The 26,346-nt window shown below is 69.5% G+C and carries 22 protein-coding genes; 4 read left to right on the top strand and 18 right to left on the bottom strand.

Annotated features, from left to right (window positions below):
* Positions 1-36: 36 nt before the first annotated feature.
* From gspN to MEBOL_RS04065, 17 genes are all read right to left on the bottom strand, one after another.
* Positions 37-1,023, bottom strand: a complete 987-nt coding sequence (gene gspN / locus MEBOL_RS04140) for a type II secretion system protein GspN (protein WP_095976187.1) — start codon at positions 1,021-1,023, stop codon at positions 37-39.
* Between the two features lie 2 nt (positions 1,024-1,025).
* Complete coding sequence (gene gspM / locus MEBOL_RS04135) at positions 1,026-1,583, bottom strand: type II secretion system protein GspM (RefSeq protein WP_095976186.1); 558 nt, start codon at positions 1,581-1,583, stop codon at positions 1,026-1,028.
* A gap of 3 nt (positions 1,584-1,586) precedes the next feature.
* Positions 1,587-3,170, bottom strand: coding sequence for a pilus assembly protein PilM (gene pilM / locus MEBOL_RS04130; protein WP_095976185.1), 1,584 nt, complete (start codon positions 3,168-3,170; stop codon positions 1,587-1,589).
* Positions 3,171-3,172: 2 nt separating this feature from the next.
* Positions 3,173-4,495 (bottom strand): type II secretion system minor pseudopilin, encoded by a 1,323-nt coding sequence (locus MEBOL_RS04125; protein ID WP_095976184.1) that lies wholly within the window; start codon positions 4,493-4,495, stop codon positions 3,173-3,175.
* 2 nt (positions 4,496-4,497) lie between these two features.
* Positions 4,498-5,172 carry a type II secretion system protein GspJ gene (locus tag MEBOL_RS04120; protein ID WP_095976183.1) on the bottom strand — a complete coding sequence of 225 codons (675 nt, stop codon included), beginning with the start codon at positions 5,170-5,172 and terminating at the stop codon, positions 4,498-4,500.
* Complete coding sequence (locus MEBOL_RS04115; RefSeq protein ID WP_095976182.1) at positions 5,172-5,966, bottom strand: prepilin-type N-terminal cleavage/methylation domain-containing protein; 795 nt, start codon at positions 5,964-5,966, stop codon at positions 5,172-5,174. The genes MEBOL_RS04120 and MEBOL_RS04115 overlap by 1 nt, the downstream gene beginning before the upstream one ends.
* A complete protein-coding gene (locus tag MEBOL_RS04110; protein WP_095976181.1) occupies positions 5,963-6,664 on the bottom strand; it encodes a pilus assembly FimT family protein in 702 nt (233 codons plus the stop codon). Before MEBOL_RS04110 ends, MEBOL_RS04115 begins: the two co-directional genes overlap by 4 nt.
* Entirely contained in the window at positions 6,661-7,137 is a 477-nt protein-coding gene (locus tag MEBOL_RS04105; RefSeq protein WP_095976180.1) for a type II secretion system protein GspG, read from the bottom strand. The genes MEBOL_RS04110 and MEBOL_RS04105 overlap by 4 nt, the downstream gene beginning before the upstream one ends.
* 30 nt (positions 7,138-7,167) lie before the next feature.
* Positions 7,168-7,590 (bottom strand): type II secretion system major pseudopilin GspG, encoded by a 423-nt coding sequence (gene gspG, locus MEBOL_RS04100; RefSeq protein ID WP_095976179.1) that lies wholly within the window; start codon positions 7,588-7,590, stop codon positions 7,168-7,170.
* Between the two features lie 39 nt (positions 7,591-7,629).
* On the bottom strand, positions 7,630-7,776 hold the full coding sequence (locus tag MEBOL_RS41790; protein ID WP_170115443.1) for a hypothetical protein: 147 nt from the start codon (positions 7,774-7,776) through the stop codon (positions 7,630-7,632).
* An 18-nt stretch (positions 7,777-7,794) separates the two neighbouring features.
* Complete coding sequence (gspF, locus tag MEBOL_RS04095) at positions 7,795-9,048, bottom strand: type II secretion system inner membrane protein GspF (protein WP_095976178.1); 1,254 nt, start codon at positions 9,046-9,048, stop codon at positions 7,795-7,797.
* Between the two features lie 12 nt (positions 9,049-9,060).
* Positions 9,061-10,854 (bottom strand): type II secretion system ATPase GspE, encoded by a 1,794-nt coding sequence (gene gspE / locus MEBOL_RS04090; protein ID WP_095976177.1) that lies wholly within the window; start codon positions 10,852-10,854, stop codon positions 9,061-9,063.
* A 3-nt stretch (positions 10,855-10,857) separates the two neighbouring features.
* A complete protein-coding gene (gene gspD, locus MEBOL_RS04085) occupies positions 10,858-13,425 on the bottom strand; it encodes a type II secretion system secretin GspD (RefSeq protein ID WP_095976176.1) in 2,568 nt (855 codons plus the stop codon).
* 22 nt (positions 13,426-13,447) lie between these two features.
* Positions 13,448-14,359 carry a type II secretion system protein GspC gene (gene gspC, locus MEBOL_RS04080; RefSeq protein WP_095976175.1) on the bottom strand — a complete coding sequence of 304 codons (912 nt, stop codon included), beginning with the start codon at positions 14,357-14,359 and terminating at the stop codon, positions 13,448-13,450.
* A gap of 192 nt (positions 14,360-14,551) precedes the next feature.
* On the bottom strand, positions 14,552-15,958 hold the full coding sequence (locus MEBOL_RS04075) for a sigma-54-dependent transcriptional regulator (RefSeq protein WP_095976174.1): 1,407 nt from the start codon (positions 15,956-15,958) through the stop codon (positions 14,552-14,554).
* Positions 15,959-15,980: 22 nt separating this feature from the next.
* On the bottom strand, positions 15,981-16,973 hold the full coding sequence (locus tag MEBOL_RS04070) for a ParB/RepB/Spo0J family partition protein (RefSeq protein WP_095976173.1): 993 nt from the start codon (positions 16,971-16,973) through the stop codon (positions 15,981-15,983).
* A gap of 7 nt (positions 16,974-16,980) precedes the next feature.
* Entirely contained in the window at positions 16,981-19,524 is a 2,544-nt protein-coding gene (locus tag MEBOL_RS04065) for an ATP-binding protein (protein WP_095976172.1), read from the bottom strand.
* A gap of 210 nt (positions 19,525-19,734) precedes the next feature.
* Between MEBOL_RS04065 and MEBOL_RS04060 the strand changes: the two genes are divergently transcribed.
* Genes MEBOL_RS04060 through MEBOL_RS04050 form a run of 3 tightly spaced genes read left to right on the top strand, consistent with a single transcriptional unit; the run spans position 19,735 to position 23,613 of the window.
* A complete protein-coding gene (locus MEBOL_RS04060; RefSeq protein WP_170115442.1) occupies positions 19,735-21,744 on the top strand; it encodes an FHA domain-containing protein in 2,010 nt (669 codons plus the stop codon).
* A 43-nt stretch (positions 21,745-21,787) separates the two neighbouring features.
* Positions 21,788-23,125 (top strand): cyclic nucleotide-binding domain-containing protein, encoded by a 1,338-nt coding sequence (locus MEBOL_RS04055; RefSeq protein ID WP_095976170.1) that lies wholly within the window; start codon positions 21,788-21,790, stop codon positions 23,123-23,125.
* The gene (locus MEBOL_RS04050; protein ID WP_095976169.1) at positions 23,122-23,613 is read left to right on the top strand and encodes a hypothetical protein; all 492 of its coding nucleotides are present in this window, start codon (positions 23,122-23,124) and stop codon (positions 23,611-23,613) included. Before MEBOL_RS04055 ends, MEBOL_RS04050 begins: the two co-directional genes overlap by 4 nt.
* Before the next feature lie 10 nt (positions 23,614-23,623).
* Here MEBOL_RS04050 and MEBOL_RS04045 read toward each other — a convergent pair whose 3' ends face one another.
* Positions 23,624-25,219 carry a tetratricopeptide repeat protein gene (locus tag MEBOL_RS04045; RefSeq protein WP_095976168.1) on the bottom strand — a complete coding sequence of 532 codons (1,596 nt, stop codon included), beginning with the start codon at positions 25,217-25,219 and terminating at the stop codon, positions 23,624-23,626.
* Between the two features lie 141 nt (positions 25,220-25,360).
* Between MEBOL_RS04045 and MEBOL_RS04040 the strand changes: the two genes are divergently transcribed.
* A complete protein-coding gene (locus MEBOL_RS04040; RefSeq protein WP_095976167.1) occupies positions 25,361-26,332 on the top strand; it encodes a homoserine kinase in 972 nt (323 codons plus the stop codon).
* Positions 26,333-26,346: the final 14 nt, after the last annotated feature.

The raw sequence follows: 26,346 nt of genomic DNA, 5'->3' as shown, positions 1-26,346 counted from the left end.
GGGGGACCGACCCCTCACGTCACCTCCGATGGGGGCTCAGCGCATCTGCTGGCCGCGGGGCGGTCCGAAAGTGGGACGGTTGAAGAAGCCCGACAGGTGCGCCACGCGGAACTTCGGGTCCGCCTTGTCCGTGGGAAGGATGGTGAGTCCCGCGCCGAGGATGCCCAGCCGCTTCACGAACTCCGGCTCGGCGTTCAGCTTGAAGTCCATGTCCGGCTGGCTCACGTCCAGCCGCTGGCCCAGCTTCACCGTCCCCGTGCCCTGGACCTCCAGGTCCTCGCTCTTGGCCTGCATCGTCTCGATGGTGCCCAGGCCCTTCTCGATCTTGACGCGCGCGTCGATGTCCCCGAGCGCGATCTTCGGCAGATCCATGGGCGTGGGCTGGCCGTACATGGGCACGGTGACGTTGCCGCCCTGGATGATGAGACCCCGGGAGTCCAGCGTGAGCTGGCCATTGGCCTGGCTCAGGTCCGCTTGCCCGCGCGTCTTGGGCAGGGTGAGGTCGAGCGAGCCATTGAGCTTGCCCGCCATGTCCACGCCGCTGAAGCCCTTGAGGTTGCCGCTCGAGGCATCCAGGTTCGACAGCGACACCGCCACCTTCACGTCGCCCAGACCGCCCACGTTGCCGCTGATGCTGCCGCCCAGCAGGCTCGCGTGGAAGGCCACGCCCAGGGGCAGCAGCGCGGGCCGCACCGCCACCGAGTCGATGTTCAACGGCTCCCCCAGCTCCTCGGGGCCGGGCATCATCGACGCGTTGCTGGCCAACAGCTCATGCAGCTCGGGCGTGATCCCATTGGGGGCCTTGCTCAGGCGCACCTGGGTGGCCGTCAGCCCGCGCAGCCCCGGCCGCAGCGAGCCGATGCGCAGCGCATAGCCCGCGTCCGCCGCGGCTTCCACGGCGCGCTGGCGCAGCGTGTCGTACGGGAAGGTGAGGAAGAGGCACAGCACGAAGGCCACGAGCGAGAACACCCCGTAGCCAAGGACGAGCTTCCAACGAGCGATGCGGTTCTCGGTCGTAGCCATGGTCATTGCTTCATCTTGTAGGTGGAGACGGTCGTCCACGCCGTCAGGGTGTCCGTGGTGCTGTGCGGCTCCAGGCGCAGGCTCTTCACCTTCACCACGCCCGGTCCGCGCTCCACCGATGACAGGAAGTCGTACAGCTTGCGCAGGTCCACGTCGGTGAAGGTCAGCTCCACCGAGCTCTCGACGATCTGCCCGTCACCCAGGTTCACGTCGTTCTTGGGCGTCATGTTGGGCACGCTGAGCCCGGCGAGCGTGGCCTTCTCCTCCACGTAGCTGATGAGGCGCACGTTGCTGCCCGTGAGCTGCTGCTCCACGCCCTGGCGCTCCTGGGTGGCCTCGCGGTAGCTCGCCGCGAGCACCTGCACCTCGCGCAGCTTGCCGAGCTTCTGGTCCGTGCGCTTGCGGTAGGCGCTGGCCGTATTGGAGAAGGAGAAGAGGATGAGGAAGAGCGCGAAGGCGAGCACCGCGCCGCCCGTGGCCATCACCATGTTGCGCTCGCGGCTCGTCAGCCGCTCGAACCAGGCCTTCGCGTCGTTGAGCAATTCCCGAAGCTTGTCCATGTGCTAGCCCTCCCTCGAGGCCTGGGCCTGATCGTCGCATTGCACCTGGATGTCCAGGCGGAAGGACACCTTGTTGCCCTCGCGGGTCTTCTCCACCTTGCCCTCCTTCACTTCCTTGAAGCAGCGGTGGCCCCGGATGGCGGCGGCGATGGTGTCGATCTGCTTGGAGCTGTCCGTCACGCCGCGCACGCTGATGCGCTCCAGATCGATGTCGATGCGGTCGAACGTCACCGGCACGTCCGCGGGCACCCGCTGCGTCATCTCCGCCAGCAGGTTGACGGCGGACATCTTCGGCAGCGCCGAGGTGGGGCTCTCCACGCCCTTGAGCCGGTTGAGCGCGATGTCGTAGTTCTTCTCGCAGGAGCCGAGGATGCGCTGGGTGACGTCGCACAGCACCCGGTCCACCTGGGCCTCGCGCCGCGCGAGCACGGAGTTGCGCACCACGCCGCTGGCGATGAGCAGCAGCAGCAGGGTGGCGGCGAACGAGGCGAGCAGTCCCACCTTGTCCTTGAGGTAGTCGTAGTCGCCCTTGAAGGCGAACTCGCCCCGGCGCAGGTTGAAGCGCGGCGCCTTGGCCCCCGAGGCCTGTCCGCGCAGCGCGAGCGAGTACGCCTGCATCGCCACCGGCTGCTCCGCCTCGGGCAGGTTCGCCGAGGCCCCGAACGGCAGCGTCAGCACGCGCGTGGGCAGCCCGAGGTCCTTGCCCAACTGCTCGGCGAGGCCGGGCATGCGGGCCGTTCCACCGCACAGCAGCACGGCGCTCACCGGACGGCGGGCGCGCGCGGTGAAGGACTTGAAGGACGGACGCAGCTCGCGCAGCACCGGCTGTAGACCGCGCACGAACGCCGTGGCGGCGCGCTCGCCCTCGGGGCCCTGGGCCTGGGCGGCGCTCGCCAGCGCTCCGTGCGCTTCCTTCCAGTGGTGGGCCTCCTGCAGGGGCGTCTGGAACTCGGTGGCCAGCGCGCGGCTGAGGTTCACGCCGCCGCCGGAGAAGGTGCGCGCGAACTCCACGCCCACGCCGGGCCGGCCAATGGCCAGCGTCGTGCGCTCGTGGCCGATGTCCACGATGGCCACCGCCTCGTCGGAGACCTCCTGCTGCAAGAGCAGGTTCTGGTACGTGATGCCCGGGTGCGTCACCACGCGCGGGTCCACGCCCAGCTCGTTGAGCAGCGCCATGAGCGTGGCCAGCTCCTGGCGGCGCACCACGCCCACCAGCAGCTCACTGCCCTTGTCCTTCACCTGCGAGGCGACCTGGTAGTCGAAGACGGCCTCCTCCAGGTCGAACGGCAGCTGGCTGGCCACCTCGAAGGAGATGGTGGCGTCGATCCGCTTGGGATCCGAGAAGGGCAGGGCGAGCTGGTGCGTCACCAGGGAAGGGCCGGGCAGCGCCACCACCACATGGTCGGGATTGCTCAGCTCGGGGCGGCCGAGCAGCTCCCGCAGCGCGGTGCGCAGCGTCTCCTGCCGCTCGCCCTCCGCGCGGCGCACCTCGGCCCACGCCTTCACGGCCGAGCTTCGTGCGTTCGTGTCGATCAGCAGCCCCTTCACCGAGTGGCTGCCCAGGTCCAGACCGAGAATCCGGGCCATTGCTATTCCTCTCTCCAGTACACGAGCTTTCCGAGCCCGTCGTCCAGGCGGATGACGGCGGTGAGGGTCTTCTGCACCGACCCCGCCTCTCCCACGGACTTGATGGTGAATGTCGTACTCTTGTCGCCCAGGAAGCGGTTGCCCGCCACGTTGGCCTTGATGGTCGGGTTGACGGCGATGCCCGCGCCCTCGATGGCGCTCACGAAGTCCGCCACGCCCGTGCCGAAGAAGCTGAAGGCGCGCGCGGCGCGGATGCGGCTGATGAGCTCCTGCACGAAGACGGGATCCCTCAGCCGGGGATCGGGCCGCGCGGGGTCCGCCGCCGACAGGATGGCCATGTACATCATCAACGGATCATCCGTGTTGACGTTGGGCTTGGCGTTCTGGTCCGGGTACACGGTGAGCCGGTCCCGGAACGCCGCCATGAAGCGGTCGTTCACCCCGTGCACCCGGTACAGCTCGTCGATGCTGTCGAAGCGCGCGTTCTTCGGCTCGTAGCGCGGATCATAGCGGCTGTAGGCCGAGCCCTCGTCGGAGAAGCCATCGACGAACGGGCCCGCCGCGGACACCAGATCCAACGCGGAAGTCGTCTTGTTTTCATCCATCCAATCCTTGATGGCGATGACGACGTCCTGGGGAGTCACTCGCACCTTGTTGGCGTCATCGCGGGAGAACAGGAACTCGAAGCGCTTGTCGCCCAGCAGGTCCATGAGCCGCATGGCGGTGGGCAACGCGTCGCCCTGGCCCGCGTTGAGCCGCTGCAGGTTGAGCTTCTCCTCCTCGTCGGAGATGGTGGACAGGAAGCAGCCGTTGAAGGAGCCGAAGGAGCGCTTCGCCGGCGCTTCGGCCAGCGCGGCCGCGATGTCCGAGTCCTCGTCCTCGTGCAGCGCGGGCCCCGGCGTGCTCGACTCCTCCTCGCCTTCCCCGCCGCCCGGCACCAACCCCTTGAGCATGTGGCAGTCCACGCGCGCCAGCTTCCAGAGCTGGATGTTGAGCGAGGACGCGGGCTGCTGCCCTCCGGGCGCCGTCGTGCCCCCGCCGGTGAACTGGCTGAGCATGCTGCCGATGTTGGGGATGGGCGTCTGGTCCACCTGCTTCTGGAAGCGCAGCAGCAGCCGGGAGAGCGCCACGCCGGAGCGGGCCATGTAGAGGGCCTGCACCTCGTCACGCTGATTGGTGGCCAGCTGGAGGTCCACGCGGGTGTTGTACGCGAACTCGGTGGCCACCACGGTGAGCAGGGTGATGGACACCACGGCGATGATGAGCGCCACGCCGCGCTGGCGGCGCTGGGACCGTTGCTTGCGGCGGGGGGAGGCGTTCTTCATCGTCAGTACCTGGGCAACTCCGTGTTGAGCATCACTCGAGTCTGGGTGGTGTAACGCACTTCCTTGCCGTTCTCGTCCAGGGCGGTGAGGGTGATGCGCACCCGCGTGGGGAGGATGGACTTCTTCTCCGTGCGGCGCGTGTCCCACTCGTCCTCCCATTCCTTGCGCTGGCTGTCCCAGTAGGCGAACTCGATCTTCTTGGCTCCCTCGAAGAGCACGTCCGTGCTCCCGCCCCGGTCCATGCGGTCATCGACGTTCGGGTTCTCCCGGCGCATCAAATCCATGCGGCCGTTGGCCCCCTTCTCCGTGGACGTCTTGATCGAGTACTCCACCACCGCCTGGTCGGACTCCTTGACGTCCGTGTACAGGCGCTGGTGCGCGAAGGTCGTGAAGGTGAGCTGGTCCGACTCGCCAATGAAGTTGCTGGGCCGATCGTTCTGGTCGCGGTAGCGCGTGGGATCGTACCGGTCGCTCACGTACGCGGAGCCAATCTCCCGCGCCATGCGGTTCATGGCCGCGCGCAGCATGCGGTAGTGGTCCGCCTCCTCCTCGATCACTTCCTTGGCGTGAAAGCCCGTCTGGAAGGCCATGCCCACCATGGCGCCCATCAGCGCGGTGATGGCCACGGCGATCATGATCTCCAGGAGCGTGAAGCCCCGGCGCGCGAAGCGGTTCATCAGCGCCTCCCCCTCTGGCGGTCGAAGTCCGGCCGGGGCACCACGGGCTGTCCGGTCGCGGGATCCACCATCCGGCCATCCGGGCCCCGGGTGGGGTTGGAGACGACCTGGCCCGTGGCGGGGTTCACGTACGCGTTGTTGTACGAGTCGGGCTGGGTGCCGTTGCTGGGCGTGAAGCCCCCGTTGCGATCCGAGCCCGCGCCCAGCGACACCATATGGGTGACCAGGTCCAGGCTCTCCACCTGGGTGCCGTCCCGCCAGTACACGGTCAGGTGCAGCTCGCGCACGGTCTGGGTGATCTGCTGCACCATCTGGGTGAACATGGGCTGGGCCATGCCCATGGCCGCGCCCGCCATGGGGTTGGCGGTGGTCGTCTGCGAGCCGCCGCTCTTGTCGTCCGTGCCGCCCCCGCCCCCGAACATGGACGCGATGCCGCTCAGGTCTCCGCCCGTGCCGATGGGCAGGTTGAAGATGGCGCCGATGAGCTGCTCGGGCGACACGCCGTCCGTGCGCGGCGCGACGATCTTCGCGCGCCACTTGAAGTTGTCCCAGCCCTCCTCGGAGAAGTCGCCCGACTCCTCCTGGTCATCGTTGGAGAAGCCCTCGTCGTAGAGCTTCTGCTCGATGTCCGTCATCTTCGAGCGGGCCAGGAGCGTGGCCACGGTGAGCTTCTTGGCGTAGGCGTGGTTGGCCACCGCGCCGGAGTTGATGTCGAAGATGGCCATGAGCGCGAGCGCCAGGATGGCGAGCGCCACGACCGTCTCGAGCAGCGTGAAGCCGCGCGTGCGTCTCATGACCGGGGAACCTCCAGCGCCTCGCCCACGATGTTGACCTTGCCGGTCAGGGGCGAGAGCACGAGCGTCCAGACGTTCTCGCCCTGGCGCACGTAGACCTGGGCCTTCTCCGTGAAGCCCTGGGGGAAGAAGTACAGGTAGGCCACGCCCTTGTCGGCGGGCTCGCGCTGCTGGCGCGTCCACACGGAGATGCCCACCCCGGACGGCAACCGCTGGGGTTTGATCTCCTCGGAGGTGAACGCGGAGAAGCGCGCGGCGTTGTCCACCCGGCTCTCCTCCTGCGCCATCAGCTCGTCCAGGCCGGGCTCGCCGTCGCTGCCCCGCGTGAAGTTGCGGCGCGGGTCGCTCTTGGTCTTGCCCTTGCGCGCGTCGTCGAGGGCGCGATCGTCCTCGCGCAGCAGCGTGTCGCGGTCGCGCGAGGTGGTGACGTTTCCGGCGGCGCACTCGGCGTGGTAGCGCGTGACGCCCTCGTCCGCCTTGGGATCCGCCAGCTCGAACACCAGACGGCACGTCTTGCCGCTGAGCGCGGCGGTGTCGTACAGCGAGCGGATGGCGCCGGCCAGCTCACTGGCGGAGGCCTTGGCCTTGGCGCCGGTGATGGAGCCCACGGACACGGTCACGGCGGCGAACAGCACCGCGGCGATACCGAGCGCGATGGACATCTCGATGAGGGTCATTCCCCGCTCGCGGCGCGTCATGGCGTGCCTTCCTTCGCCTGCTCCTCGGGTCCCTCCTCGGTGTTGCTCAACACGCCCCCGCTGACCAGGTCCGCGGCGTCACCCTTTCCCCCGCGCACGCCATCCGCGCCGTAGGTCATGATGTAGCCGTTGCCCCGCTCGCTCATGCGGTACTGGTAGGGCCGCCCCCAGGGATCCATGGGGATCTCCTTGATGAGCCCCACCTGCAGGAGCGGATAGAAGTTCTCCGCCTGCGAGGGAAAGCGCCCGGTGATGCGGTGGAAGGACTTGAAGTAGCCCTCCAGGCCGCGGATCTCCGCGCGCGCCTGGCGCTGCAGCGGAGAGAGCGTCTTGTCGAAGGTGAGCCGGGCGATGCCGAAGGCTCCCGCGGTGGCCGCGAGGATGACGCCCGCCACGATGAACCGCCCCTTGCGCGTCGGGCGTACCTCTGGCTCGGTGCGCGGCTGGGTGGGGGCGGCGTGTTCGGGCGTCATGGGTCGTGTTCCTCGGGGTTGTCTTGCTTGCTACTTCTGGGCCGTGGCGTCGCGCGAGGAGATGTCCGCGTCGGGGCCCTCGCCGCCCTGGGTGCCGTCCGCGCCGTAGGACGAGATGACGGGCTTGCCGCCCTCGTTCATGTAGATGTACTCGTTGCCCCACGGGTCGACGGGGATCTTTTCCAGGTTGTTCGTGTCCACCAGCGCCTTGAGGCCCGTGCCCGTGTCCGGGTACTTGCCCTTCTTGGTGTAGTAGAGCTTCATCGCGTTCTGGATGGTCTTGATGTCCATGCGGGCCGTGTCCTGCTTGGCCTCTTCCAGCTTGGGAATCACGGACACACCCACCGCGGCCATGATGAGGCCGAGGATGGTGATGACCACCATGATCTCGATGAGGGTCATGCCGCGGCGGCGGCGGCGGAGCTTCTGCTGCTGCGTCTTCTTGTCGCTCATGTGCATCCTCTCGTGACTTTTCGGCACGTCAGCGGGCCGTTAGCGGTGGGTTCCTGTCAAAATGTCCTGGGGCGGCGGCGTCCGGGGGGCGTACAGGAGCACCCCCACCGTGAGCAGCGCCGCCGTCAGGGCGAGCAGCGCCGCGAGGGTGACGCGCTGGATCCACCGGTCGAGCGTGTCATTCATCGCGCGAACTCCTTCGTGTTACCGGATGGCCGAGTTCACCTGCAGGATCGGCATCAGGACCGAGAAGGCCACGAATGCAATCATCACGCCCATCACCACGGTCAGCAGCGGCTCGAGCATGGAGGTGAGGGCGCCGATGCGCACGTTCACCTGGTTCTCGTAGCTGTCCGCCACGGACATGAGCATGTCCTCGAGCTGGCCGGAGCGCTCGCCAATCGAGATCATGTGGTAGACGAGCGGCGGGAACTCGCCCGAGCGCTTGATGGGCGTGGCGATGCTCTCGCCCTCGCGGATGGCGTCCCGGGCCTTCTCCACCACGTCCGACAGGATGGAGTTGGTCACCACCGCCTTGGTGATGTCCATGGCCGTCAAGAGGGGCACGCCGCTCTTGAGCAGGGTGGCGAGCGTGCGGGCGAAGCGGGAGATGGCGAGCATGCGCAACAGGCCGCCGAAGATGGGGGCCTTGAGCGCGAAGCGGTCCCACACGGGCTTGCCCTTGGGGCTGCGAAAGTACGACGTCAGGGCGAAGATGATGCCCGCGAGTACCGGGAAGATGATGAACCACCAGTCCTGCAGGAAGGTGCTCGCCCAGATGAGCAGGCGCGTGGTCCAGGGCAGGGTGGCCTTCATGGTGGTGAAGATCTTCGTCACCTTCGGGATGACCACCACCATCAGCAGGGTGAGGATGCCCACGCCCACCAGCACCATGATGGCCGGGTAGGTCATGGTGCCGATGATCTTCTGCTGCAGCTTGGACTGGCTCTCGGTGAAGTCGGCCAGCCGCAGGAGCACCGTGTCGAGCGCGCCCGAGTGCTCGCCCGCGCGGATCATGTTGACGTAGAGCGAGCCAAAGACTTTTTGGTGGATGGCGAGCGCGTCGGCGAGGGACGAGCCCTCGTTCACGCGGCCCTTCACATCCGACAGGATGATCTTCAGGCGCTCCTTCTCCACCTGATCCACGAGCGCGGTGAGCGCTTCCACCAGCGTCACGCCCGCGCCCAGCAGCGTGGCGAGCTGGCGCGTGGTGATGGCGATGTCGTCCGTGGTGATGCGGCCGCGCGCCATCTTGCCGAAGTTCACGTCGCGGCTGGCGGAGGCGGAGGTGGCGCCCTTGGGCGTGCCGCGGCCGCCCTCCGCCTGACCGATGACCTCGGTGAGGAACTTGTTGTCCTTGCGCAGCTGCGAGCGCAAGGTTTTCGGGGAGTCCGCCTCCAACATCCCGCGGATGGTTTTTCCGGCCGAATCCAGGGCCTTGTACTCGAAGACTGGCATGGAGGGGGATCCTTAGAGGTCTTCCTGGGTGATGCTCAGCACCTCGGCGATCGTCGTCTCGCCCATGGCGATCTTCCGGGCGCCGTCATCCAGGAGCGTGCGCATGCCGTTGCCGACAGCGGCCTTCTTGATGGTGGAGGAGTCCACGTTCTTGAGGGCGAGCTGGCGCACGGTGTCGTCCACGAGCAGGAGCTCGTAGATGCCCGTACGGCCGCGGTAGCCGTTCTGGCTGCACGAGGGGCAGCCGGCTGCCTTGTAGATCTTGTCCACGCCGTGGCGCTCGCGCAGCGTCACCCGGTTGAGGCCAATCTCCTTGAGCTCCTCGTCGGTGGGCGAGTACTGCACGCGGCAGTCCGGGCACACGCGGCGCACGAGGCGCTGGGCGAGGATGCCCGTGAGGGACGAGGCCACGAGGAAGGGCTCCACGCCCATGTCCACCAGACGGGTGATGGCGCTCGCCGCGTCATTGGTGTGGACCGTGGAGAACACCAGGTGGCCCGTGAGCGACGCCTGGATGGCGATTTCCGCCGTCTCCTTGTCGCGGATTTCGCCCACCATGATGACGTCCGGGTCCTGACGCAGGAAGGAGCGCAGCCCCTGGGCGAACGTCAGGCCGATCTTCGGGCTGATGGCCATCTGGCCAATGCCCTTGAGCTGGTATTCCACCGGGTCCTCGACGGTGAGGATGTTGAGGTCTGGGGTGTTGATGCGCGAGAGCGCGCCGTAGAGCGTGGTCGTCTTGCCGCTACCGGTGGGGCCCGTCACCAGGACGATGCCGTGCGGGCGGCGGATGACGTGTTCCATCTGCTCGAGCATCTGGGACGCCATGCCCAGCTCGGTCAGGTCCAGGAGCGTCGTGTTCTTGTCGAGCAGACGCATGACGATGCGCTCGCCATACGTGGTGGGGATGGTGGACAGACGGATGTCGATGTCGCGGCCGGCCAGCTTGATGCGGATGCGGCCGTCCTGCGGCAGGCGCTTCTCCGCGATGTTCAGCTGCCCCATGACCTTCACGCGGCTGACGATGGCGCTCTGGTAGCGCTTGGGCGGCTTGATGATCTCCTGCAGCACGCCGTCCACCCGGAAGCGCACCATGAGCTCGCGCTCCATGGGCTCGATGTGGATATCGCTCGCGCGCTCCTTGGCGGCGCGGAAGAGCACCGAGTTGACGAGCCGGATGATGGGGGCCTCGTCGCCCTCGTCGTCGAGGATGTCCTTGGCCTCGTCGATCTCCTGGGCGATGGAGTCCAGGTTCTCCGCGTGCAACTGGTCCACCAGCTGCTCGGCCTCGTTCGTGGCGCGGTCGTAGACGCTGTTGATGGCGTCCGTGATGGTGGAGCCCAGGGCGATGCGCGGGTGGACGTCCTTGCCCAGCAGCATCCGCACGTGATCCAACACGGTGGTGTCCAGGGGATCCGCCACCGCGATCACCACGGCCTCCTCCTCCTCGAACAGGGGGAGGATGCGCACCGTCTTGGCGAAGTTGATGGGCACCCGCTTGATGACTTCCGGGTTGACCTCCTCCACGAAGATGCGCGCGAGGTAGGGCAGATCCAGCTGGAGGCCGAGCGCCTTGGCCACGTCCTCCTCGGTGAGGATCTTCTGGGCCACGAGGATCTCCCCGAGCCGGCCGCCCTTCTCGGCCTGGTGCTGCAGCGCCTCCTGGAGCTTGTCCTCCGAGAGGCCACTCGTGTGGCGGAGGATCTCCCCCAGCGGCCGTCCACACAGGAAGGCGGGGCCGTGGGAGACCACCTGGGTGGCGTCCGCGATGGGCGAGGCGGGGGGGGCGTCTGCGAGCAGGCTCATGGGCTATCCCTGGTCTCCGGTACCCGGCTGGATGCGAAGCTCCTCCGGATTCTCCGGAGGAGGCGGGGTGTACGGAGGCGGCACCACCGCGGGCTCCTCCGTTGGGGCTGGAGTCATGGAACCCTCCGGGCCCGGCGAGACTTCCCTGGCGGGGGACCCGGGCGAGGGGGCGCTCGAGCCACCGGACGGCCGCAGGATGCGCTCACCGGCCTGTCCGGGGCCGCCATTCTCGATCTTCTGCTCCTCGGTGGTGAGCACCCGCCGCATGCGGCCCAGGGGCCCGCTCTTGCGGCTGAAGTCCACGGGCACGTCGTAGCCGGCCACCTGGCCGTAGAACTGCTCCACGAACTGCTGCCGCTCGGCCATCTTGCGCTGGAAGATGCGCCGGAAGTCCGACTGCTCCCGGATGATGTAGGGCGTGAGGAACAAGAGCAGGTTCGTCTTCGCCTTGCGCTGGTTGTTCGAGCGGAACAGGTGGCCGAGCAGCGGGATGTCTCCCAGCACCGGGACCTTGGACACGGACTCGATGGTGCGCTCCTGCATGATGCCGCCGATGACCACCGTCTCCTGATCCTTGGCGACCACCGTCGTCTTGGCGCTGCGCTTGGAGGTGGTGGGGCCGAGCACGGGGTCCGTGGAGGCGATCTCCTCCGTCTGCTCGGTGATGGCCATGCGGATGAAGTCGCTCTCGTTGATCTGCGGCTTGATGGTGAGCTTGAGCTCCACGTTCTGGCGGGTGATGGGGGCGTAGAGGCTGCCCAGGCCGCCGAGGGAGCCCAGCAGCGAGCCGACGCCCGTGGTGCCGCCGAGCCCCGTGCCCAGGCCCGAGCCGGTGCCCAGCGACGTGGGGTTGAAGCCGGACTGGAAGGGCACGTTCTGGCCGACGGTGATCTCCGCCTCCTCGTTGTCGCTGGTGAGCAGGTGGGGCGTGGAGAGCACGTTCACGTCCGAGCTCTGCTGGAAGGCGTGCAGCACGAGGCCGAAGGAGGGGATGTCGATGCCCAGCGCCTTGAGCTCCGGGATGACGGGGCCCTGGAGACCGGCGAGGAAGCCGCCGAAGCTGGCCAGGTTGGCCAGCGAGAAGGACGGAGGCAGGCCCGAGGAGGTGTACTTCGTGCCGAGCAGGCCCGAGCCCGTGCCCAGCGGCGTGGCCAGCGAGTAGCCGCTGTGCAGGTTCAACCCGAAGTCGTTGTTGCGGTCCAGGTTGACTTCCATGATGACCGCCTCGACGAACACCTGGCGCCGCGGCTTGTCCAGCTGGCGGATGACCTTCACGAGGCTGCGGTAGTCGCTCTGGCTCGCGATGATGACGAGCGAGTTGGTGCCCTTGTCCGCGGAGATCTTCACCTCGCCGGAGAAGAGCTCGGCGGCGCCCGTGGCGCCCGCGGGGCGGGGCACGCCCGGCGCGGTGGGGACGGGGACGGGGCGCCGGCCAGGGGTGGAGGTGTTGCCCTGGGAGAGCGTCTGCAGGGTGCTCGCGAGCTCCTCCGAGTTGGCGTTCTCCAGCGGGTAGACGTTGATCTTCTCCGTGCCCGCGGTGGGGATGTCCAGCTCGCGCACGAGGCTCTGGATGCGCTCGAAGGCGGCGGGGCTGGCCACCACGATGAGCTTGTTGGTGCGCTCGTCGGGGATCATCTGGGAAAACGTCACCGGTCCGCCCGCGCCCTCCGAGCCCGTGGGGCCCACCGTGGGCATGGTCTCGCCCATGGAGCCGCCCGGGGGCGTCATCACCGCCGGGGTGCCGCGGGGGCCACGGCTGACCTGTCCGCCCGGCGCGCCGCCCTTCTGCTCGAAGAGCTTCTGCACCGTGGCGGCGATGTCCTGCGCCGTCGCGTACTGCACCTGGATGATGCGCACCTCGTCACTGGCCGAGCGCGTGTCCAACTGGTCGATGATGCGCTCCAGGCGGCGCACGTTGGAGCCCACGTCGTTGATGATGATGATGTCCGGCGGGTACGGGATGGTGTCGCCGTCCTTGGACACGAGCTGCTGCAGCACGCCGCGCAGAGGTTCCACCTCCACGTTCTTGATGCGGAACAGCTTGGTGATCATCTGCTCGTTGGTCGTGTAGCCGGCCTCATCGTCCAGGAGCGTGGGGATGGGGTTCTGCTTGGCGGCGCGCTTGTCCACGATCTTGAGGAAGCGGCCGTGCTGGTAGACGGACAGTCCGTTGGCGTCGAGCGCCGCGAGGAAGGCGGCGTAGAACTGATCCGCGTCCACCTCCACGCGCCCGTTCTCCGGGCCGAGGATGGAGATCTTCCCGCGCACGTTCTCCGGCAGGATGAAGGTGCGGCAGGTCGCGTCCGACACCGTCTGCACCAGCTTCTCGATGTCCACCTTGTCGAAGTAGATGTTGTAGCGGGCGCGGCGGCGCACCTCCTCGCACGAAGGCGTGGGCCGGACCCCGGTACTCCCGGACTCGGGATTGGTGGAGCCCCCCTGCGGGGCGATCTGCCGGTCGGTGGGCGCGGCCTCGGGCGTCTGGCCACCGAGGTTGCGGCGCTGGGCGAGCGCGGGCGGCGCCATGGCCAGGAGACACAGCAGGAGCAAGCTGGACGGAAGCGTCTTCATGGAAGGGTGGGGTACGGCGGGGTTAACGAATGGTGTAGTTCTTGTGGACGGGCGAGCCGTTGCGCTCCAAGTCGATCTCGATCCGCGAGGCTTCCTTCAACTTGGTGTAGACCTCGAGCGCCTTCTCCGGGCTGTTGAGGTCGAAGCCGTTGATGCGCTTGATGACGTCGCCGTTCTGCACGCCGATCTTCGAGTAGATGGAGTCGGGGCGGATGGAGAAGAGCTTGAAGCCCTGGGCCTGGCCGTCCTTGAAGGCCGGCACGATGCGCGCCTGCATGGCCACGTCGTTGAGGTTGGCCAGCGTGCGATCGATCTCCGAGCGCGGCACCTCGTAGTCGTTCTCGCCCACGGCGCGGATGCCGCTGCCGTTGACGTTGGGCGCCTGCACGGGCGGACCACTGGGCAGGGGCGGCGGCGTGTAGCTGGCCACGGCGGCGCCGTCTCCGGGCTGGCCGTCGATGAACTCCTTGCGGCCGTTGTTGATGATGATGACGCGCAGGCGCTCGATGTCGATCACCTCGGCGCCCTGGACCCGGTCCCCCACCATGTACGTGGTGGAGCGCTGGTTGTTCATGTCCTGGATGGAGGCCACGCTCCACAGCTTGTCGCTGGCCACCAGCGTGCCGAGCAGCTTCACGCGCAGGCTGCTCTTGACGGGGGCGGCGTTGGGGTCCACGTCGGGGGTGGTGGGCTCGGCCACCACGGGATCCGGCTCGGGCACCTTGATGCCGGTGACGTCCGACAGGCGCTTGAGGTCCAGCGAGGCCAGCGTCTCGGTGGGCTGGGCCTTCTGCCGGGCCGCCACCTCGCCCGAGGGCAGGGGCGTCATCGCGGCCTCGACGAACAGGTTCACCGTGCGCGCCGCCAGGAAGGCCACGAGCAGGATGAACACCAGGTTCACGGTCCAGAAGTATTTGCGGAAGAAGAGTTCCATCACACGTCCAGGAAAGGCCTGCCCGGGATTGAGCAAGTGAAGTGCCATCCGCGAAGGGGAACAGGCAACCCCAGCCTTACAGCCAAGTCCTTGAAATCATTCCGGAATAAGCCAGACCGCCGGGAGCAGCAGTCCACGGCGCGGCGGCGCGCGACAAAATGTCAACGCACTGGCCGCGCGCCTGACGCGCTGTCACTCCGTGGGGGAGGGCGGGGGGCCTTCCGAGCCGGGCGTCTCGGAGGCCTCGCGCTCGAGCTTGCGGTAGATGGTGCGCGCGGCGATGCCCAGCAGGCGGGCGGCGAGCGTCTTGTCGCCCTTGGTGTGGCGCAGGGTCTCGTGGATCACCCGGCGCTCGACCTCCTCCATGGGGGTGCCGATGGGGATGACGAGTTGTCCGGCGGAGCCGACGGGCCCCTTGCGGACGGTCTCCGGCAGGTCTCCCACCTCCAGCACGTCGCTCCGGGCGAGCACCACGGCGCGCTCCACGGCGTGCTCCAGCTCGCGCACGTTGCCGGGCCAGGCGTAGTTCTCCAGGGCGGAGAGGGCCTCCGGGGAGAAGCCGCGCAGGGCCTTGGCGTTCTTGGAGGCGAAGCGGCGCAGGAAGGCGTCGGCCAGCAGGGGGATGTCCTCGCGGCGCGAGGCGAGCGCGGGCACGCGCACCTCCACCACGTGCAGGCGGTAGTAGAGGTCCTCGCGGAAGCGTCCCTCGGCCACCTCGCGCACCAGGTCCTTGTTGGTGGCGGCCACGACGCGCACGTCCACCTTGACGGTCTGCGTGCCGCCCAGACGCTCGAGCTCCCCCTCCTGGAGCACGCGCAGGAGCTTCACCTGGGCGCTCAGGGGCATCTCCCCCACCTCGTCGAGGAAGAGGGTGCCGCCGTGGGCGCGCTCGAAGCGGCCCTCGCGGCGGGACACCGCGCCGGTGAAGGCGCCGCGCTCCACGCCGAAGAGCTCCGCCTCGAGGATGCTCTCGGGCAGGGCGCCGCAGTTGATGGCGACGAAGGCGCCCTTGGCCCGGTGGGACTGCTCGTGCAGGGCGCGCGCGGCCAGCTCCTTGCCCGTGCCGGACTCGCCCAGCAGCAGCACGGTGGCGGTGGACGGAGCCGCCTGGCGCAGGGTGTCCATCATCGCCCGGAAGGCGGGGGACTGGCCCACCATGGCGCGACCGCCCGGGCCGCCCATCTCCGCGAGCTTCGCCTTGAGGACGCGGTTCTCCGCCGCCAGATCGTGCTTCTCCAGCGCCTTCTGCACGGCCTTCACCAGGGCGTGGCGCTTGAGGGGCTTGGTGATGAAGTCGTAGGCGCCGTCCTTCATGGCCGCCACGGCCGTCTCCACCGTGCCGTAGGCCGTCATCAGCACCACCTCCACGTCCGGGCGGATGGTGCGCGAGGCCTTGAGCAGCTCCTGCCCGTCCATGCCGGGCATCATCAGATCCGTCACCATGACGCTCACCTCGGGCCGGCGCAGCCGCTCCAGGGCCTCGGTGCCGTTGTGGGCGGTGAGCGTCTCCAGCCCCTCGCGCTGGAAGATGCGCGCGACGGAGTCCAGGTTGGCTTGATCGTCATCGACGACCAGGACGGTGGGGGTGGGTGTCGTCATGGCGGGCGCGGACCTGCAATCCCTATTCCGAGTCCTCGGACCCGAGGAGGGGGCCGCTCATCCGGCCCAGGTCCTCGCGGTTGACCTTGTCCAGGTTGAACTTGCGGGCGCTGGAAATCATCTTCGTCACCGTGGGGTCGAACTCGACGGGGCCTTCCTTCTTGAATCTCAGGAAGTTGATGCGCGCCACGACGAAATTCTTGAGGTAGGGGCTCTGCAGGCCGCGCTGCTTGAGGGCGTCCACGACGTGGGCCACGGCGTCATCCAGCTCCAGGAGCCGGTCCGCGCGGGCCTCGCGCACCTGGAGGGCCTCGGCGAGGGGCAGGGGGAGGAAGGTCTCGGCGCGCTTGATGAAGGGGTGGTAGGCGCCCCCGGAGAAGCGCGGCCGCTTCTCGTACGCGGCCCCGAGCGTGAGGAAGGCGGGCTCCTCGAAGAGGTGGGCGAACTCCGCCTCGCGGCCGGCGCGCGCGCCGGTGAGGCCGCGCAGCATGCGGACGACCTCGAGCGAGCGCTCCTTGAGGTTGTGCGCCTTCTCCGTGTTGAGGGCGAGGATCTGATAGGCCACGTCCTCCTCGGGCAGCACCAGGGCCATGATGGCCTTGCCCCCCAGGAGCTTGGAGGCCTGGAGCCGGTGGTTGCCGTTGGGCGTCCAGTACCGGCCCTCCTTGCGGATGGCGATGATGGGGTCCAGGAACCGGTCCAGGCGCTCCATGGCCGTGGCCAGCCGCTTGACGTGGGGCTCGGACACGTCGCGCTGGTAGGGGGTGGGCTCCACCTTGTCGATGGGCAGGGCGGCGAACACCACGGTGTGTCCGCCCAGGGGGTCGCGGTACTGGCCGAGCACCTGGCCGCCGTCCTCGAGGATGCCCTGGATGAGCTCCGGCGCGGGCGCGTGGGCCTCGCTCGCCACCTCGGCGGGGGTCAGGCCCCGGGAGGCGGGCTCGGCCTTCTTGCGCCGGGGCTTGCGGGGCGTGGCGGGGCTGGCGGTCTTCTTGCGCGGCGTCTTCGCGGCCATGGGACGGCTACCTTTCGACGGACGGGGACGGAGCCAGGGGAAGGGTGATGTGGAAGGTCGTGCCGCCGCCCGGCGTGTCGGCGACCTCGATGCGGCCCGCGTGGGCCTCCACCACCTCGCGCGCCACCCACAGGCCCAGGCCCAGGCCGCCGTAGTTGCGGGCGGACACCGCCCGCTCGAAGCGCTCGAAGATGCGGGCCTTGTCCTCGGCGCGGATGCCCAGGCCATGGTCCACGAAGTCCAGGTGGACGAGCTGCCCGTCGGGCCTCAGCCGCACCTGGACGGGGCGCCCGGCGCCGAACTTGAGGGCGTTGGACAGGAGGTTGTGGAACACCTGCGAGAGCCGGGGGACATCGAAATCGCCCTGGGCCGCGCCCTCCACGTGCACCTCGAGCGCCGTGCCCGCCCGCCGCGCCTCCTCCTCGGCGAGCGGCGTCACCTCTCCGAGCAGTTCGGAGAGGTCCACGCGCGAGCGCACCAGGGTGAGCTGGCCGCTGGTGATTTGAGACACGTCGAGCATCAGATCCACGAGCGAGGCCAGCCGGCGCACGAAGCGCCGTGCCCGGACGAGCCGCTCGACGGCCTGGTGCTGCTGGGCCTCGCGCAGGCCGCGCTCGGCGATGTCCAGGTGCAGCTGGAAGGTGGCCAGGGGGGTGCGCAGCTCGTGGGAGGCCACGGACAGGAAGTCATCGCGGGCCTGGATCGCCTCGGCGAGGCTCTCCGTGTGGGCGCGCTCGCGCGTCACCTCGCGGCGCATGCGCACCAGCTCCAGGTTCGAGCGCACCCGGGCGAGCAGTTCCTGGGCGGAGAAGGGTTTGACGAGGTAGTCATCCGCCCCCGACTCCAGGGCCTCGAGCATCGACTGCTCACTCGCGCGCGCGGACAACAGGAGGATGGGCAGGTGCTGGGTCTGGGGCGCGGCCCGGAGTGCCCGCAGCAGCCCGACGCCATCCAGGCGCGGCATCATCACATCGGTGAGCACCAGGTCGGGCGGGTGGGCGAGCGCCGACTCCAGCGCGGCCTGTCCGTCCTCCACGTCCACCACCTCGAACTCCGAGGCGAGCACCCGGCGCACGTAGTCGCGCATGTCCTCGTTGTCGTCGGCGAGCAGCAGGCTCGCGCGGGGCCGGGGCTGCCGGGGCATGGGAGCGGGCGTGGGGGCGGGGCGTGCCTCCGGAGCCGGGAGTGGGGGCACGTCGACCCGCCAGCGCCAGGCCTCCTCCATCTGGGATTCGGTCGTGAGAAAGGGACGCGGCCACGAAGGGGCCGGCGTGAGGCGTTCCCGTGGCAGGTGGGCCGTGCCCAGGGGGAGGTCCACCGTGAAGGTGCTGCCCTGTCCCTCGACGCTGGCCACCCGGGCGCCGCCGCCATGCAGCCGCGTCAGCTCCTGCACGAGCGCGAGCCCGATGCCCATGCCCTCCTGGCTGCGCGTCCGGGCGCCCCGCACGCGGTGGAAGCGCTCGAAGAGGTGGGGCACGTCCGAGGGGGGAATGCCCGTGCCCGTGTCCATGACGTCCAGCACCGCGCGGCCGCCCCGCTCGCGCAGCCGCACGGTGAGCCCTCCCTCGAAGGTGAATTTGTAGGCGTTGGAGACGAGGTTGAGGACGATCTTCTCCCACATCCGCCGGTCCACGTGGACCGGCTGGCTCAGGGGCGGGCAGTCCACCGTCAGCGTCAGCCCGGCGCGCTCCACCACCGGGCGGAAGCCCTGGGCCAGCTCCTCGGTGGCGGCGGCGAGGTCCAGGGGCTCGAAGTCCGCCTCGTCATGTCCGGACTCCAGACGGGAGAAGTCGACCAGGGCGTTGACGAGCCGGGGCAGGCGCGCGGCGTGGCGCGAGAGCCGTTCCAGTTCGTCACGCACCGGCTCGCTCAGGGCGCCCGCCCGGCCCGCGAGCAGATCCTCCACCGGTCCGAGCACCAGGGCCAGGGGCGTGCGCAGCTCGTGGCTGACGTTGGCGAAGAACTCGGACTGGCGCTGGTTGAGCCGTCCGAGCTTCTCGTTGGCCTGGAGCAGTTGGCGGTTGGCGTCCTGGAGCTGGCGCGCGCGCTGATAGTTCTCCAGCTCCATCTCCTCCGTGCGCGCCTGGAGCCGCTCGTTGCGCTGGAGTTGTTCCACTCCCTGGCGCTGGAGCAGGACGAACTCCGTCACGTCCTCGGCGCGGTGCAGCAGGTAGAGGACTTCTCCCGAGTCATCGAGCACGGGCGTGTTGACGGGGGACCAGTAGCGCTCCTCGAAGCCTCCGCCCTCGGCCGCTGGACGCGGAATGTCGTACTTGAGCACGCCCATGGTGTCCGGGGCCCGCGTCTGGAGCACGCGCTCGAGCGAGGCGCGCAGGTTGCGCGGACCGGTGGCGTCCGGGTCGTCCGGGTTGTGCGGAAACACCTCGAAGACGCCCCGTCCGAGGATCTCCTGCCGCCGGGTTCTCGTGTCCCGGAGGTAGGCGTCGCTGACGGCGACGATGTCGAAGCGGGGGGTGAGGACGAGGTAGGATGCGGGCACCGCCTCGAAGAGGACCTGGAAGTCCAGGGTCGACGGGGACGGTGCGGTCATAGGGGTGCTCGATCGGGGTCGGGAAAACCGGGTCCAAGCGCCTCATGCTTTCGCATCGTGCGCTGGGAGTCATCCCCTTGTTGTTCTGGCAAGAGGGGGTGGGGCCCCAGGTGTGGACTGGTTGAAATGACATCCCGCGTCATGCGGGCGCCCCGGGATTCGGTGGGGTTGCACCCAAGGCGGGGCAGCCATCGTAAGATGCGCGACCGCATGCCTCCCCCCAGCCGCCCTCCTTCCCGTAGATCCTCGTCTGATTCCCAGGGACACGAGTCGCAGGACAACACCCGCATCCGCTCCCAGCTGCGCACGCCGTCTGGCGATTCGCATGAGCAAGCGCGGGGTTATGAGGACAGCGGGGAGGCGGGCGACGAGGAGTTCGACGAGTCGGAGCTGGCCCAGGACGACGACAATTCGGAATCCACGCGGGCCGGGCCTCCCCTGACTCTGGAGATCATCGAGGGACCGGATCAGGGCCGGCGCAAGCGCTTCCGGAGCGTGCGCATGGTCATCGGCCGCGGCCAGGACTGCGATTTCACGCTCTCGGACCAGTCCGTCTCGCGCCGCCACGTGGAGCTGGTGTACGGCGGCTCGAGCGGGGTGATGCTGCGCGACCTCGTCAGCGGCAACGGCACCCGGGTGAACGACACGCGCGTGGAGGACGTGCTCCTCAACCACGACGATGTCATCCACATTGGCCGCACGAAGCTGCGCTTCATCGATGAGCTGGAGCGCCTCAAGCGCAAGCGGCTCGCGGTGGAGGAAGCCGAGCGCAAGCAGAAGGAGGAGGACGAGCGGGCGGAGCGCGAGGCGCAGGAGGCCGCCGAGGCCGCGCGCAAGGCGGAGGAGGAAGCCGCCGCCAAGGCCGCCGCCGCCGAGGCCGCCGCCGCGCAGGATCCTTCCACGGTGAAGATGGGCACCCCGGTCCCGAGCGGTGACGGGCAGACGCAGGTGCGCGCCCTCCGGGACATTCCCCGCCGCGAGGCGCGCAAGAACGATCCCCTGCGCCTGGCGGTGGCGGGCGTGCTCGTGTTGGTGCTCGCCCTGATTGGCGGAGGTGTGCTCTTCGTGAAGCGGGGCCCCCCGCCGCCACCGCCCGTCAGCCTCAAGAAGGAAAAGGCCACGCGCATGCTGCAGGAGGCGCGCAACGCCTTCCGGCGCGGTGACTACGCCGAGGCGGTGAACCTGGCCACCGAGGCGGACTCGCTCTTTCCGGGCGTGAGCACGGATGGCTTCCTGCAGGCGGCGCGCACGGAGCTGTCCATCGTGGAGGCGTTCACCCGGGTGCGCACGCTCCTGGCCGAGGGCCAGCTCGACGAGGCGGGCACCCTGCTGGACGCCACGCCCCATGGCACCGCGCAGAGCACCGAGGAGACGCGCACGAAGCTCGAGGCCGAGCTGGCCGAGGCGCGACTCGCCGCCCAGGTGAAGCAGGTGGAGGACGCCCTGGCGGCGCGGGATCCCAAGGCCGCGCGGGCGCTCATCGCCCTGTTGCCCGTGGATCAGCAGGTGACGTACCTGGGCAAGGTGGCGGAGCTGGAGGCGGAGCTCGCCCAGGAGGCCACGGACTCGGCCGCCCAGGAGCGCAACCGGCGCGCCGCCGCGGCTCGCCGGGCCCAGGAGGAGCGCGCGGCCTTCATCCTCGCCGCCTTCCTCCCCGTGCAGACGCGCTTCGACGCGGGTGACTACTCGCGCGCGGCGCTCGAGTGTGACCGGGTCATCGACGGCAACTCGGATGACAAGGAGATCCGCGACCGGGCCCGTCTGCTCAAGAAGCTCATCCCCGAGTTCGCGCGCTACTACCAGGACGCCCAGCGCAAGATGCAGGCGAACTCGCTGGAGGCCGCGGCGCGCCCGCTGCGCTCGGCGGCGGAGCTGTACCAGCGCATCGGCTTCAAGAGCCCGCTCGGGGACTCCATCAACGGCCAGCTCGCGAAGACGTCCGTGGTGGCGGGCAAGGGCGCCCTGGCGCGCAACGATCTGGTGGGGGCCACGGGCTTCTTCAAGGAGGCCCTGCGCCTGGACCCGGGTGACACCGCCGCCCTGGATGGCCTGGACGCCATCCAGGCGCGCTTGGAGACGGTGTACCGGCAGGCCTACATGCAGCGCGATCGGGATCCCGAGCGCTCCCTGGAGACGTTCCGGATGGTCTCCCGGCTCGCCGCGGAGGGCTCCGAGGTGAAGAGCCGGGCGGACGCGCAACTTCAGGAGGTCTCTCCCTAGCCGGGTGGAGTAGGGTGGTGGCTCGGATTCCAGGAGGAGTGGGATGAACGAGTCATCGCTGCGGGAGCTGGGGCTGGATCTGCTGGAGGACCGTCAATTCGAGCGTGCCCTGGCGGTGTTCGCCGAGGCGGTGCGCCGGGTCCCCGCGGATCACCGCGCCCGGATGCTGGCGGCCCGGTGTCTGTCGGAGCTGGGCGAGCGCGAGCGCGCCGTCACCGTCTACCACGCCTGCGCGGAGGGGCTGCTGCGGCGCGACTACCTGCTGTCCGCGATGGCGGCCTGCAAGCTGGGCCTGGAGCTGGCCCCGCAGGAGCGGCGGTTGCGCGACACGCTGGTGCGGCTGCACGCGCGCGCCTCGCGCAGCGCCGCGGGACGTGCCTCGGTGCCGCCGCCGCTGCCCCCCGAGACGCTCTACGACGGCAAGGTGGAGACGGACCTGATGGGCATGTCGGGCGAGGAGCTGAGCGACCGCGCCATCGAGGTGCTCGCCGCGCCGGACCCGGGCGGCTCCGCCAACCCGGATGATCGGCCGCCCCTGCCGCTCTTCGCCGAGCTGGAGCTGGACGCCTTCATCGACCTCGTCATCCGCATGGGCTACCGCTCCTTCAAGTCCGAGGAGGTGGTGAGCGCGGAGGGCGACAGCTCGGATCGGCTGGACGTCATCGTCGCGGGCAAGGCCGAGGTGACGCGCAAGGTGGGGGGCGAGGAGCGCACGCTGGGCTTCCTCGGAGGCGGCTCCATCTTCGGCGAGCTGTCGCTGCTCACGGGCGCGCCTCCCACCGCCACGGTGACGGCGGTGGTGGAGATGGAGGTGTTCGAGCTGCGGCGCGAGCACCTCAACGCCGTGGCCAAGAATTTCCCCTCGGTGCCGCAGGTGCTCGCCCAGTTCGCGCACAAGCGCATGGAGCGCAACCTCACCGCCACCTCGCCCCTGTTCCAGCCCATGCCCGAGTCCGAGCGCTCCGCGCTCTTCCAGCGCTTCTCCTTCCGGGCCCTGCAGCCCGGCGAGCAGGTGCTGGTGGAGGGTGAGCACTCCCCGGGCCTGTTCCTCGTGCTGGCCGGTGAGCTGGTGGTGCAGAAGGAGGACCCCGCCGGAGGCGCCGTGCGCCTGGGCGTGCTGCGCGAGGGCGAGGTGGCCGGGGAGATCTCCCTGCTCACGGGCCTGCGCGCCACGGCCACGGTGGTGTCCTCGCGCAAGACGGCCACGGCCTTCCTCGCGCGCACGGCCTTCCACGAGCTGGTGAAGGCGTACCCGCACATCCAGAAGTACCTGGAGCAGCTGTCCGACCGCCGGCTCAAGCAGATCGGCGAGGCGCTGCGTCCCGCGGAGATCCTCGACGCGGACGAGCTGCTGGAGACGGACGGTCAGGCCGCGCCATGACCTTGTCGCGAGGGCAGGTGGTGGGCGTGGTGCTGGCGCTCGTGGCCGCGGGCGCGGTGCTGGCGTTCTGGCCCCGTGAGGAGCCGGGAGTGAAGGAAGCCATCACCCAGAAGATCGTCCAGATGACCGACGCCGCCGAGCGCAAGGACATGGCCGCGCTGATGGACGGCGTGTCCGACTCCTTCGAGTCCGGCGAGGGCTGGAACAAGCAGCAGCTCAAGAGCGTGCTGCTCGGTCAGGTGCTGCGCGGCAACTGGGTGCGCGTCTTCGTGAAGGATCTCCAGGTGACGGAGGTGAACCCGTCACGCGGTGACGTGCAGGTGAAGATCATCTTCGGCCGCTCGCAGGCGGACACGCTGGAGACCCTCGCGCGTGACAGCGTGCTCAGCGCCTACCTCATCGAGGGCTCCTTCCAGAAGGAGGACGACGGGGAGTGGCGAGCGGTCCAGGCCCGGCACCGGAGCATGAGTCCCAGCGAGCTGTTCTGACGCCCGCCCCTTAGCGCAGCAGCGTCTCCGTCTCGCTCTTCCAGGCCTTGGCCATGGCGGGCTGATGGGCGTCCGTCAGCCGCTGCTCCACGTCCAGCGCCTGGCGCCGCAGCGCCTCCAGGGGCGCGCCCTGCTGCCGGGCGCGGCTCAGCCCGAGGTAGTGCCGCTGACAGCCCTGGGAGAACTCCCCCTGGGCGAAGAGCAGTCGGCCCAGGGCCTCGTACGCCTCGGGCATCGTCCCCATGCCGTCGTCCGGTGCCAATTCCGCGAGCAGGGGCCGGGCGGTGGTGGAGTCCCCCCGGGCGAGCAGCAGCGCCGCCTTCGCGTATTGCGCACGGGCCCGGTTCACGCCCTTGGCGGCCAGGGCCCGGTCATACGCCACCAGGGCCTCCTCTCCGTGGGCGATGGCCTCCAGCACCTGTCCCCGCGTGAGCCAGTAGCGATCATCCCGCTCCAGGGCGCTCGATGTCTTGCCCGGCGCGGTGGTGACGCGGACATCGCGGAAGGTGGTTTCGTAGGCATCCAGGAGCGACAGCGCGCCCTCGCTGTCACCCGTTTCCTGGAGCACCCGCGCGCCGTCCAGGTAGGGCAGGGGCGCCGTGCGCCGCCTCGCCACCGTGGCCTCGAAGGCGGCGCGGGCGCCGGGATTCTTGTTTCGCGCCAGGGCCTGGGCGCGCAGGAAGAGGGCATGGAATTCGTCCGGGGACGCCGCGAGCGCCGCGTCGGAGGCCGTCAGGACCTCGTCCGTCTTGCCCTCCGCCAGCGCCAGCGCGGCCCGCACGGCGTGGGCTCGCGCCGCCAGCGGCGGGGTGAGGGCTTCCGGGTGCCGCAGCGCGTCCTCCACCGTCGCCTGGGCCTCGTCCCGCCCCGTGTCCAGGTACAGCTGGGCGAGCGCCAGGGTCAGGCGCGCGCGCAGGTGCTCGGGGTTGGCGGTGGTGGCCTTCTTGAGGGCCTCGGTGGCCTGGGCGTACAGCCCCTCGTCGAGCAGGGCCTCGCCATGGGCCGCCGCGTAGCGGGGCTCGCGCCAGGCCGCCTCGCGCGCCCGGGAGAAGGCCTGCCGCGCCTCGGACAGCCTCCCGCGCGACAGCAGGAGCCGGGCCTCGACGAGGGACAGCTTGGGGCTCTTGGCGCCCTGGCGCTGGAGATCCATCAGGTACTTGTCCGCCGCCGCGGCCTTGCCATCGGCGAGCAGGAGCCACGCATGGGTGGCGTAGCGCTCGCCGGAGCGCGAGTCCAACGCCTCGGCGCGCGCGAGGTGCGAGCGGGCCGGAGTCTCCGCCTCGGGCTGACGGTGTTCGAGCCACAGACGGGCGTTCACGTCCGCCGCCAGCGCCAGGGCGTCTCGCGCGTCCGTGTCCAGTTTCAGCAGCGCGTCCAGCTCCACCAGGGCCTGACGAAGGTCCGCCGGGTTGTCGCGCTGGGCGAGCATGCGCGCCGCCTTGAAGCGCGTGTCCACCTCCTGGCGCACGCCGCCCCGGTGCACCACGTAGACCACCGCGCCCGCCAGCACCACCGCCGCCAGTCCCACCTGCGCCAGCGCGCTGGCCGGGCTCTCGCGCTTGCGCCAGTCCCGCGGTCCGCCGGAGTTCGCATTCGACGCGGCCATGGTGGGGCCTCCAAAAAAATATGAATGGTTTCAGCGGGTTGGGAATGTCACGATGGGCGGCTCGTAGATAGGCACGCCCTCGCGGGTCGGCAACGCGGGGAAGCCTCCTGGACGGCCCTTGTGCCGGGGAGACGACATTCGATGGCGCTCTACACCTCGCTCGACGCGGCGGCCTTCACCCGGCTGGCGGAGGCCTATGGCCTGGGCTCCGTGCGCGAGTTCGCGGGCATTCCCCAGGGCTCCATCAACACCAACTACCGGTTGGTGACGAGCGCGGGCCGCTTCTTCGTGCGCCACACCACGGTGCGCTCGGCGGAGGATCTCCGCTTCGAGGCGGGGCTGCTCTCCCTGCTCAACGCGTCGCACTTCCCCTCGCCCCGGCTCGTCCACACGCGCCAGGGTGTGCCCTTCCTGGAGTTGGAGGGCGGCCGGGTGTGCGTCTTCGCGTGGCTCGTGGGCGAGGAGCTCACGCGCGAGGCGCTGACGGCCGAGCACCTGGAGTCCCTGGGCCTGGAGCTGGGCAAGCTGCATCGCCTGGGCGCCTCCTATATGGGGACGCGCTCCAACCCCTATGGCGCCGAGGTGGTGGGCGGCTGGCTGGACGGGCTCGCGCGGCATCCGGACGCCGAGTTGTCCTCCATCGCCCGGGAGCTCACGGACGACCTCGCGCGGGCCGAGGCCTCGCGCGGAGGCCTGGAGCCGCGCGGCGTCATCCACGCGGACATCTTCCTGGACAACGTGAAGTGGTTGGGAGACCGGGTGAGCGCCCTCTTCGACTTCGAGATGGCGTGCCAGGACGCCCTGGCGCTGGACGTGGCCATCACCCTCAACGCGTGGTGCTTCGACGCGGGGGCCTACCGGCCGGAGCTGTGCCGGGCCCTGCTGCGCGGCTATCAGGTGGAGCGCACCCTCATGCCCGTGGAGCGCGACAACCTCTTCGGCCACGCGCTCTTCGGGGCGGTGCGCTACACCGCCAGCCGCATCCGGGACTTCCACCTGTCCGGCCTGCCGCCTGACAAATTGGCACCCAAGGATTTCCGCACCTACCTGGCCCGGGCGCGCCTGCTGGTGGGCATGGGGCCCGAGGGCCTGCGCGCGCTCGTGGGCCTCTGAGCGCGCGCGGCCGG

Origin of the sequence: Melittangium boletus DSM 14713, assembly GCF_002305855.1 — a bacterium.
GTDB lineage: Bacteria > Myxococcota > Myxococcia > Myxococcales > Myxococcaceae > Cystobacter > Cystobacter boletus.
The sequence above is the reverse complement of the archived record's forward strand: the minus strand, read 5'-3'. Positions and strand labels throughout refer to the sequence as shown.

What these genes read in the sequence shown, in the direction of transcription:
- MEBOL_RS04040 (WP_095976167.1), top strand. Translation starts at nt 25,361, where the DNA reads ATGGCGCTCTACACCTCGCTCGACGCGGCGGCCTTCACCCGGCTGGCG.
- gspD (WP_095976176.1), bottom strand. Translation starts at nt 13,425, where the DNA reads ATGAAGACGCTTCCGTCCAGCTTGCTCCTGCTGTGTCTCCTGGCCATG.
- MEBOL_RS04075 (WP_095976174.1), bottom strand. Translation starts at nt 15,958, where the DNA reads ATGACGACACCCACCCCCACCGTCCTGGTCGTCGATGACGATCAAGCC.
- MEBOL_RS04050 (WP_095976169.1), top strand. Translation starts at nt 23,122, where the DNA reads ATGACCTTGTCGCGAGGGCAGGTGGTGGGCGTGGTGCTGGCGCTCGTG.
- pilM (WP_095976185.1), bottom strand. Translation starts at nt 3,170, where the DNA reads ATGGCCCGGATTCTCGGTCTGGACCTGGGCAGCCACTCGGTGAAGGGG.
- MEBOL_RS04110 (WP_095976181.1), bottom strand. Translation starts at nt 6,664, where the DNA reads ATGACGCGCCGCGAGCGGGGAATGACCCTCATCGAGATGTCCATCGCG.
- gspC (WP_095976175.1), bottom strand. Translation starts at nt 14,359, where the DNA reads ATGGAACTCTTCTTCCGCAAATACTTCTGGACCGTGAACCTGGTGTTC.
- gspM (WP_095976186.1), bottom strand. Translation starts at nt 1,583, where the DNA reads ATGGACAAGCTTCGGGAATTGCTCAACGACGCGAAGGCCTGGTTCGAG.
- MEBOL_RS04105 (WP_095976180.1), bottom strand. Translation starts at nt 7,137, where the DNA reads ATGACGCCCGAACACGCCGCCCCCACCCAGCCGCGCACCGAGCCAGAG.
- MEBOL_RS04055 (WP_095976170.1), top strand. Translation starts at nt 21,788, where the DNA reads ATGAACGAGTCATCGCTGCGGGAGCTGGGGCTGGATCTGCTGGAGGAC.
- MEBOL_RS04125 (WP_095976184.1), bottom strand. Translation starts at nt 4,495, where the DNA reads ATGAAGAACGCCTCCCCCCGCCGCAAGCAACGGTCCCAGCGCCGCCAG.
- gspG (WP_095976179.1), bottom strand. Translation starts at nt 7,590, where the DNA reads ATGAGCGACAAGAAGACGCAGCAGCAGAAGCTCCGCCGCCGCCGCCGC.
- gspF (WP_095976178.1), bottom strand. Translation starts at nt 9,048, where the DNA reads ATGCCAGTCTTCGAGTACAAGGCCCTGGATTCGGCCGGAAAAACCATC.
- MEBOL_RS04070 (WP_095976173.1), bottom strand. Translation starts at nt 16,973, where the DNA reads ATGGCCGCGAAGACGCCGCGCAAGAAGACCGCCAGCCCCGCCACGCCC.
- MEBOL_RS04115 (WP_095976182.1), bottom strand. Translation starts at nt 5,966, where the DNA reads ATGAGACGCACGCGCGGCTTCACGCTGCTCGAGACGGTCGTGGCGCTC.
- gspE (WP_095976177.1), bottom strand. Translation starts at nt 10,854, where the DNA reads ATGAGCCTGCTCGCAGACGCCCCCCCCGCCTCGCCCATCGCGGACGCC.
- MEBOL_RS04045 (WP_095976168.1), bottom strand. Translation starts at nt 25,219, where the DNA reads ATGGCCGCGTCGAATGCGAACTCCGGCGGACCGCGGGACTGGCGCAAG.
- MEBOL_RS41790 (WP_170115443.1), bottom strand. Translation starts at nt 7,776, where the DNA reads ATGAATGACACGCTCGACCGGTGGATCCAGCGCGTCACCCTCGCGGCG.
- gspN (WP_095976187.1), bottom strand. Translation starts at nt 1,023, where the DNA reads ATGGCTACGACCGAGAACCGCATCGCTCGTTGGAAGCTCGTCCTTGGC.
- MEBOL_RS04060 (WP_170115442.1), top strand. Translation starts at nt 19,735, where the DNA reads ATGCCTCCCCCCAGCCGCCCTCCTTCCCGTAGATCCTCGTCTGATTCC.
- MEBOL_RS04065 (WP_095976172.1), bottom strand. Translation starts at nt 19,524, where the DNA reads ATGACCGCACCGTCCCCGTCGACCCTGGACTTCCAGGTCCTCTTCGAG.
- MEBOL_RS04120 (WP_095976183.1), bottom strand. Translation starts at nt 5,172, where the DNA reads ATGAACCGCTTCGCGCGCCGGGGCTTCACGCTCCTGGAGATCATGATC.